Below are 8,822 nucleotides of genomic sequence, written 5' to 3' on the forward strand. Positions count from 1 at the left end.
TACGCAATCGCGTAGTTGCTCGTGTTGTTCCAATAGCTGCTGTCGGCGACAGCGCCGCTGGGTTCGTACCAGACGACCTGGCTGGAGGTGTACCAGGTCACCGGACGCAACGCTGGATGCGCTTTGCGGAACGCGATAAGACGTTGCGCGAAGTTGTAGAAGTTCGATTGATCCGTCGTCCAGCTGTAGCTGAGCCAGTTGGCGGTGGAGTCGAGGTTGTAGGCGTTGTTGTTGCATTGCAGGCTGCGCAGGTGCTCGTCGCCGCCTTGCATCATCGGCGTGCCGGCCGAGAGCATCACGAAGGCGAGTCCGGTGCGTGCGGCACGGCGCTGGTCGACGGCGGTGCCGGTGCCGGCGGACATGCCTTGGTCCCAGCTGTAGTTGTTGGCGATGCCGCCGTCGGACGGGCCGTAGGGCCAAGCCTGGCTATTGTTGGCGCCGTTGCAGGAATAGACGTCCTTCAGCGTCATGCCATCGTGGATGTCGATGAAGTTGGTGGAGTTCCACGGTGCGCGGCCGCTGGCCTGGAACAGGTTGGACGAACCCGAAAAATCATTCGCATCCTGCGTGATGTAGATGGTCATGTTGCCGAGTTCGTTCTGAGCCTGTCGTACGCTGTCGCGGAACAGGCCGTTCCACTCGGACCAGCCTTTCGGAAATCCACCGAGCTGGTATTCATTGCTGCCGCTGGCCGCCCACGGTTCGGCGTAAAGATCCAATCCGCTGCCGCCTGCTGCAGGGCGTACGGTGAATTCTTTCAGGATGCGGTTGATGGCAACGTTGGGATCTGCCGCATCGAAGTAGAAGCCGCCGTTAGGGCAGTTCGGCGCGCCGGACTGCGCCGCGCCATTGAGGCAGGCGTTGCCAAGGATGGGGCCTTCATCGAAGCGGAAACCATCCACGCCCATCGTGTTGCTCCAATAGGCGAGTGAATCGATGATCAGGTTCTGCGCAACGGTGTTATAGGTGTTGTAGTTGGCGCCGATACCGGTGTTGTCATAGAAGTATTGGTTGCCGGAAGTCAGTTCGTAATAGGTGGTGTTGTCCAGTCCGCGCCAGGAATACTCGGTTGCCGTGGTGGGATCGGTGCTGCTCCAGCTGCCGCCTTCGGCGGTGTGGTTGTAGACCACGTCCATGTACACCTTGATGCCGGCGTTGTGGAAGGCCTGCACCATCGCCTGGAATTCCGCGGTGGGGCCGCCTGCCGATTTGTTGTATGCGTAACGGCGATCGGGCGCGAAGAAATCTTCGGTCATGTAGCCCCAGTAATTCTGGTTGGCATCCGAATTGGGCACCACGTCGTTGGCATCGTTCTGCGTTTCCTGCAGCGGCAGGAATTCCACAGCGGTAACGCCCAGGCTGGCGAGGTAACTGGCCTTCAATCCCGCGCCGTAATAGGTGCCCTGGTATTGCGTGGCAATGCTGGGATCCTGCTTGGTGAAGCCGCGCACGTTCACTTCGTAGATCACGTCGTCTTTCTGAGCGCGCGTCGGTTTGGTGCCGGTGCTTTGCGTACTCGGCACCAGCACGATGCCCTTGGGTGCGTACGTGCCACTATCGATCAGGCGATACGCTTCGCCGAAGGCGGCGTCGACCGTGCCGCCGGTGGCGAAGATGTCGGCGTTCTGATTGTTCGGGTTGAGCGGATCCTGGCTGATCTCCTTCGCATACGGATCGAGCAGCAGCTTGTTGGGATTGAAGCGATTGCCGCTGCTGTCGACGTCGGAGATGAAACCGGCCGACGAGCCTTTCGTCCAGCTCGAGTTGTAGGGCCAGTTGGGGCCCCAGGCGCGATAGCCGTAGTACACGGCACCGGTAATGCCGGCGCCTTGTATCGACGATACCGGCACCACCACTTGCCACACGCCGCCGCCTTCGTTGGTGAGCGCATACGTGGCCGATTCCTGCACGCCGTAGCCGGCGCTGTAGAGATACAGCACGATGCGCGTGGCTTGCGAGGAATAGACGCGGAAGGTGATCTGCGTTTGTTGCGCATTGTAACTTGCGCCAAGGCTCATGCTGTTGATGGCTGCATGCGCGGGCATGGCGGGAATCGCCGCAAGACTGGCGCAGGCCAGCAAGACGGCAAGCATCTTCGGACACTTCATACGGGTGCCTCCTGGTTAACAGGTTTCGTTGCGTATTCCCTTCAAGTGCACGCAGGTATCGATCTGCGTGGCCGCAGCTTGCCGTACGCCGAATCGATCTCCCCATCGATTGCGCAGGTGATTAACGCGTTGCTTGGCTATGCGAAAAGCTGTTGCGCTGGATGGTAGGAAGCATCGCGGTGCAACAACCAGACTATGCATACGTATTCATGGCGAATAGTTTTTGCGATTTCACGCCTTGCATACGCGCATGTCCCCGTAGGTTGGGGTGCGAACCCCAACATGATGGCGCCGACGTGGATGGCGATGTTGGGGTTCGCACCCCAACCTACGCCGGAATAGAACCGGTAAGTACGTGGTAAGTGACGGGACTCGAGAGTGCCATCCCCACCCTCGATCCGGATCACCACGATATGCGATTCCTGCGTAAGCGCATGCCATACCTTGCCTTGCTCGGTGCACTGCCTTGTCTCTCGGGCGTGCATGCCCAGAACACGGCCGAAGGAGCTCCGCCCAGCAACACCCAGGCGCTCCCGAGCACCGCAACCGGTTTTGACGGACAGGACGGTGCTTCCTACTGGGGATTGGGTATCGGCATCGCCGCGCACGGTTTGCCATACAAAGGTTTCGGCACGCGGGTTTCGCCGGTGCCGTATGCGTTCTACGACAGCCGCTGGGTCAGCTTTATCGGTACGGCGCTTGATCTCAAGGCATGGCAAGGCGACGGCTTTACCTTTTCCTTGCGCACCAAGTTTTCGCTGTTCGATGGCTATAGCCACTCCGACGCCACCATCTTCCATGGCATGGCCGACCGCAACGGTGCGCTTTGGTATGGCCCGCATGTGGGATGGCACCATGGGCAATTCAGTATTTCGACCGATTACCTCTTCAGCAGCCGCGGCCAGCAAGGTAGCGTGTCATTCGAGCGGGGCTTTGACTTTGGGCGCTGGCGCATCGCACCGCATGTCGGGTTCGAATATATGAATCGCAAATACGTCGATTACTATTACGGCGTGCGGCCCGGCGAAGCCACCTCCACGCGTCCTGTTTACGATGGCAAGTCGACGGTCAACGCGACGGCCGGCGTCAGCGCCACGTGGCGCCTGGATGCGCGCCAGTCCATTCGCGGCGATATCGGTGTCACGCGGTTCGGTACCGGCATTACCGATAGTCCGCTGGTGGGTAAAAAGACCGCGCCCGGTGTCATGGTGGGTTATGTCTATCGATTCAAGTGACGGGATGGCATGCACCGCGTAGCGCTAGTGGAGGATCACCAACGTCTTGCCGAGATGATCAAGGCGACGCTCGCGCGTAGCGGTATTGAAACGGATGTCTTTCCCGATGCCGCCGCCGCGCTGTATGCGCTGGCGCGATTCGAATTCGCGCTGTTGATATTGGATCGCGGTTTACCGGATGGTGACGGCATCAAGTTGTTGCGCCGGTTGCGCGCGAGTGGTGCGACCCTTCCCTGCTTGATGTTGACCGCGAGAGATGCGATTCACGATCGCGTCGAAGGGCTGGAGAGCGGCGCCGACGACTATCTGACCAAGCCATTTTCCATGGAAGAACTGGTGGCGCGCGTGCGTTCGCTGATGCGCCGTCCCACGGTCATGGCGCCGCTCATGCCGGAATTTGCAGGGCTCACGATCGATCCGAAGAACGCCTGCATGGGTTGTCGGGATGAATGGGTGTCGCTGTCGCCGTCGGAGTTGCAGATCATCTTGCGCATGGTGTCGGCGGGCGGAAATGTCGTTCGGCATGCGCAGTTGGAACATGCGGCGTGGGGCCTGCATGACGAGGTCACGCCGAATGCCCTGGATGTTGCGCTTCATCGCCTGCGCAAGAAATTGTTCGCCATTGATGCCGGCATCAAGATCGTGAATGTGCGCGGCATTGGTTACCAATTGCAGAAGACTTCTGCGGATTCTTGATCCACCAGCTGGCCATAACGCATGAACACGTCAGTCGATGCCTTACCGGGATACGAACGCGAACCGGTACCACCTGCGAGCCGCCGGGGTTTTTTGTTCGAGAGCCTTTCCTCGCGGCTGCTGGTGACGTGCCTGTTGGCCTTGGCGCTGAGTCTCGCCGTGGTGTTGTCGGGAATCGAGTACGTGTTTGCTCACTATCCGGCCGAGGTCTTTGCAAGCGAGCTCATCGGGGAGGCAGTGCACCGAATGGCCAAGTCGGTGCAATTGGATACCGAAGGGCGGCCGGTCTCGGTGCCTACCTCGCCAAAACTCGAAGAGTTTCGTGCGGCGTTTGCGCAGCAAACGGGATATCAAGTCGTAGACGAATACGGTGACGCAGTGTTGTCATCGATGCCGATGATCGTCTCCGTGCCACACGAGGGCGGCTGGATGACGACGCAGCGCTCGCGCTTCGAAAGCGCCGGCCAGATCTTTTATGTGGAAACCGTGCCCATTCCTGGCACGCGCAAACCCTACTTTCTGCAAGTGGTTACCAGCGAGGTATTCGATACGACGCTTATTCGACTCCGGTTGGGAACGGTGCCCAAAGTCATCGGGATCAGTTTTCTGGTGGCTGCACTGATCTTCGGCGTCACCATGCTTATCACGCTGCGGCGCCTGGTGAAGCCGATTCGCGAAGCGTCGCAAGCCGCCGCCGGCATAACGCCGCAGAACCTGACGACGCGACTCTCGCTGCAACGCATTCCCAGCGAAATGCGCCCGCTGGTGGCCTCGTTCAACGATGCGCTGGCCAGGCTCGAAGAAGGCTATCTCGCGCAGCAAACCTTTCTTGCTGCCGCCGCGCATGAATTGCAGACGCCGTTGACCCTGATCCGCGGTCAGATCGAAATGCAGCCCGCTTCGGGCGACAGGCATCAGATCCTGCACGATGTCGATGCGATGTCGCGGCAGGTTCGCCAGTTGTTGCATCTGATGGAAGCCAGCGTGCTGCAGAACTACGAGTTTTCGCAGGTCGATCTGGAGCACGTGGTGCAGGATGTCACCGCTCAACTCGCGCGCCGCGCTGCAGCGCGTGGCGTAACGATAGAAACCAGCCTGCTCGCGCCCGGCAAACAGGTCACGGCGGATGAGGGCGGCTTGTTCATCCTGCTCAAGAACCTGCTGGAGAATGCGCTGGGTTTTGCGCCCAAAGGTTCCAGCGTGGTGATCATGGTCAATGCATCGTCGATCTCGGTCAGCGACGAAGGGCCGGGCATCGATGACGCGCATCTGCCTTTTATCTTCAGCCGCTTCTGGCGCGCGCCGAACAACAAGGCGGAAGGGTCCGGGCTGGGTTTGGCCATTTGCAAGGAGATCGTGCTTGCGCATGGCTGGCGGCTGGTTGCGGAGCGCACGCAGCCGGGGACGCTTTTCACCATCCATTTCTGACGCGCTGGAAGACAACGTTCGCGCCGCCGGGCCCTCGTAGGCTGGGATGAAATTCCAGCATTTATCCGCATGGCGATGCCGGGATTTCAACCGAGCCTACAAACGCGGGCCACGGTATAAAACAAAACTGCCGCGATGTTTCCATCGCGGCGGCGGTTTGATGGAGGCAGTCAGCGTATTACCAGGGTGCGGCGACCAGCGAGATCGGCTCCCAGAACACCGCCTTCGATCCACCGTGCGTATCGGCCGAAGCCACCGCTTCCTGGCGATGCGGTACCGTCCAACCGGACGAGCGCAGCACGGCCATGGCAACGGTCAAGTTACCGCGCAGGGCGGGAATGGCCTGATGGGCGAAATCTTTCAAGGCAGGGTTGATGGAGGTGACCTTCATCGCCTCGTAGGCGGAGATCATGCGGCAATGGTTGCGTACTGCTGCGCTGGCGAAGGTTTTGTCGAACGCATCGCCGTTAAGCGTCTGCATGCGATCCATCATCGGGCTGTCGGCGGTCGCCTGGCGGGCGTGATCGTTGGCGCCCGGTAACAGTTGCGCCAGTTGCGCGGTGAGGGCGGTGCGTTCCTGGATGATCGTGTTGGCCAGATCGATCACGCGCGGATTGGTGGATTTGGTCAGCGCCAGTTTCGCCATGGCGATCTGGTTGGCGTTGTCATCCTTGGCGCGGGTAAGGAAGGCCTGCTCGTCGGCGTTCAATGGTTGGACGGGGTCGGCGGCTTGCGCGAGTCCGGCTGCCAGCGTCATCCATACCAACACCAGCGACATGGGAACGAGCCTGGAGAAACGTGCAACGCGCATAACAAATCGCCTGTGTGACCGAGTTTTGCCCCTACGGTTGCCAATGTGAACTGTGGGAAGTTCAAAAGGTGTTTAGAATTCGTCAGACAAATAGTGGGCCGCACTAACGAGCGTCGTTTTCTTCAGCAAGCTGCTTTACGCGTGCACCGGACGGCGATGGCGCATTAACAACTGCCAGGCAATGAACTCGGCGGCAATCACCACCAGGCAACTCACCGGCGGCCACCACGCGTAGCAAGTACGCAATACGGTGATGCTTGCCACCAGCACGAGCGCCATGCTGATCAGCAACAAAGGCCAGTTCCGGCCGATGCCGGGCAAGCCGTACAGCAGCAACGGTACCGCCAGCATCGCGGCGGCGAATGCAAACTGCTGCAGAAAGCTGAGCGGCGTCACCAGCATGCCGCGCTCCAGCGACTCCAGCACGTTCGCCTGGTATTCCACGCCCGGCATGGGCGACTCGGGCGTCTGCAGAATGTCGCCGAGGCCCTCGGCGGTGGCGCCGATCAACACCCAGCGATCTTTCAGCAGGCTCACAGGCACGCGGTTGTTGAGCACATCGACGTACGACAAGTAACCGAAGGCGCCGCGCGCGCCGGCGTAGCGCAGCAAGACGTAGTCGTCGCGCATCCACAGGTAAGGCGACGCATCGTTGTGCACCGGATCATGCAAGCCGGGCAGGTTGCCGCTCGGGGCGGCGTGGCCGACTTGCAGCACCGCCAACGCCAGCGAAGGCCAGTAGGGGCTGCCGAGCCCGGCTTTCAGATACGCGCCGCGCACCCTTTCATCGCTGTCTTTGGCGGCATCCACGTGTCCCAGTGCGGCCACGCTCTGCGCGATGCTGCTGACCGGCAACGCTTCCTGCAGCTGGCCGCCCAGCGAGACGGCTTCGGCGAACACCGGCAGCACCACCTTGCCGTTGCGGCGGATGGCGGCGGCAATCTGTTCGTCGTTGCTCGGATCGTTGGACGGCGTGGACATGGTGACGTCCATGCCAATGCCGCGCACGCTGTCTGCGCTAAGGCGATCGATCAGTTGCGCGTAGACGGAACGCGGCCAGGGAAAGCGGCCGATTTCATCCAGGCTCTTGGGATCGATGGCGACGATCACCACGCGGTCGTCCGGCGTGTAATGCCAGTGGCGTGCGTTGAGGTCGTAGAGCGCGTTGTCGAGCGGGACGGTGACACCGCTGACGATCAACAGCATCAGCAGGCCGACGCCGGCCATCCAGAGCATGCCGCGGACGAGCCAGGTGAAGGCGGTGGGCATCAGCGGTTTTCCCTCTTCCCTTTGGGGTTAAGGATTGCTCTTGCTGCGGCGACCGGGAATGGCATGCGTCAGTCTGAACCTGGCGGATTACGTCATTTTGCCTCGCCGTCATTCCGGCGAAAGCCGGAATCCAGTTCAAATATGCGTTCGGAGGACACAGCCCATTAAGAAGGTTGAGTGCTTCGCACAGCGTGCTTGTACTGGATTCCGGCTTTCGCCGGAATGACGAGCGCTTCGATTTAAGCTTGAGGGCTTATGTCACCCTCATAACAACAACCACAGCACCACCCCGCCGCCCGCGGCAACGGCACCGATCCGGCACGCCAGGCAACCACTCAAGCGAATCTTCTGCACCGCACCCCACGGCCCAGCATAACCATCGGTATCGATCGTCTGCACGCGTACGTACCAGGTGCCGGAGCCCGGCTTCCTGGTCTGCAGCAGCGGCTGGTCCAGCGTCTGGTCGATCTGCGGATGCGCAAAGTCGGGATGGCGGTCGAGCTGGATGTGGTACTTCTGCCCCGGCGTCCCGGCGGGCCAGCCGAGGCTTACCGCGTTCTTCGACGATGTGGGCTTGCCCACTTCCGGCGCGGGCGGTTGCGGCACCAGGTCGAACGGCATCGGATCGGTGAACGGACCAAGCTTGCCGGTTTTGTTGCGGGTGGCAATGCGCCAGTAGTAGTGGCCGTACGGCAACGCATTGGGTGCGCGCGCGTTGTCGCCAGTGAGTTGCGCCTCGCTGGCCAGCGGTTGGGCGAAGGATTCGTCGCCAGCCAACTGCCACACATACGAAGCGGCTTCCAGGCTTTCCGTCCAATGGAAGCGCGGACGAGTATCGCGCATCTTGCTGCCGGGCAGCGGGTCGATCACCAGCGGCGGCTGCGGATGGGCGTTCATGTGCAGCGTGCACACGCCATCGTCGCCTTCGAGTTTTTGCGCATCGATGCCACGCACGCGTATGGCGTAATCGCCATCCGGCACGTCCGGCAGGCTAAGTTGTGCGGAACGGGTGACGTGGTCGAGCAGCAGCGTTTCGAACTTGTCGTTCGGCGCCAGCTGCACGCGGTAGTGCGTGGCGCCATCGAGCGGTGCCCAAGCCAGCACGAACGGCAGCTTGTTCACCGATTGCGTGGGGCAGTGCAAGGTGGGCGCGGGCAACAGCAACTGCGCCTGGGCGGGTTTGCTGCCATCGCTCACGGCCACGCCGTGTTCCTTCGGCACCAGCACGTGCGCGTGATCGCCACCCACGTCCACGCGGCCGGTCAGCACCTCGGT

General features: G+C 61.1%; 6 protein-coding genes and 1 pseudogene. 3 read left to right on the plus strand and 4 right to left on the minus strand.

Annotation, left to right across the window (positions count from 1 at the left end):
* On the minus strand, positions 1–2,108 hold a 2,108-nt coding region (locus VJR68_RS17715), incomplete at its 3' end, for an isoamylase (RefSeq protein ID WP_324149873.1).
* Positions 2,109–2,521: 413 nt separating this feature from the next.
* Between VJR68_RS17715 and VJR68_RS17720 the strand changes: the two genes are divergently transcribed.
* Genes VJR68_RS17720 through VJR68_RS17730 form a run of 3 tightly spaced genes read left to right on the plus strand, consistent with a single transcriptional unit; the run spans position 2,522 to position 5,467 of the window.
* A complete protein-coding gene (locus VJR68_RS17720) occupies positions 2,522–3,343 on the plus strand; it encodes a MipA/OmpV family protein (protein WP_324149874.1) in 822 nt (273 codons plus the stop codon).
* Between the two features lie 9 nt (positions 3,344–3,352).
* Entirely contained in the window at positions 3,353–4,039 is a 687-nt protein-coding gene (locus VJR68_RS17725; protein WP_324149875.1) for a response regulator transcription factor, read from the plus strand.
* A gap of 21 nt (positions 4,040–4,060) precedes the next feature.
* Positions 4,061–5,467 (plus strand): sensor histidine kinase, encoded by a 1,407-nt coding sequence (locus tag VJR68_RS17730; RefSeq protein ID WP_324149876.1) that lies wholly within the window; start codon positions 4,061–4,063, stop codon positions 5,465–5,467.
* A gap of 178 nt (positions 5,468–5,645) precedes the next feature.
* On the opposite strand, the gene VJR68_RS17735 is transcribed toward VJR68_RS17730, so the two are convergent.
* The 3 genes and pseudogenes from VJR68_RS17735 to VJR68_RS17745 form a co-directional block, all read right to left on the minus strand.
* On the minus strand, positions 5,646–6,245 hold the full coding sequence (locus VJR68_RS17735) for a DUF4142 domain-containing protein (RefSeq protein ID WP_324149877.1): 600 nt from the start codon (positions 6,243–6,245) through the stop codon (positions 5,646–5,648).
* 168 nt (positions 6,246–6,413) lie between these two features.
* On the minus strand, positions 6,414–7,547 hold the full coding sequence (locus tag VJR68_RS17740; RefSeq protein WP_324149878.1) for a CHASE2 domain-containing protein: 1,134 nt from the start codon (positions 7,545–7,547) through the stop codon (positions 6,414–6,416).
* Between the two features lie 264 nt (positions 7,548–7,811).
* A pseudogene (locus VJR68_RS17745) lies at positions 7,812–8,822 on the minus strand (hypothetical protein); the annotation flags it as partial.

The organism is Dyella sp., assembly GCF_035277725.1.
In the GTDB taxonomy this organism is placed as follows: domain Bacteria; phylum Pseudomonadota; class Gammaproteobacteria; order Xanthomonadales; family Rhodanobacteraceae; genus Dyella_B.

Coding starts and splice junctions, on each gene's coding strand:
- VJR68_RS17720 (WP_324149874.1), top strand. CDS start 2,522: ATGCGATTCCTGCGTAAGCGCATGCCATACCTTGCCTTGCTCGGTGCA.
- VJR68_RS17725 (WP_324149875.1), top strand. CDS start 3,353: ATGCACCGCGTAGCGCTAGTGGAGGATCACCAACGTCTTGCCGAGATG.
- VJR68_RS17730 (WP_324149876.1), top strand. CDS start 4,061: ATGAACACGTCAGTCGATGCCTTACCGGGATACGAACGCGAACCGGTA.
- VJR68_RS17735 (WP_324149877.1), bottom strand. CDS start 6,245: ATGTCGCTGGTGTTGGTATGGATGACGCTGGCAGCCGGACTCGCGCAA.
- VJR68_RS17740 (WP_324149878.1), bottom strand. CDS start 7,547: ATGCCCACCGCCTTCACCTGGCTCGTCCGCGGCATGCTCTGGATGGCC.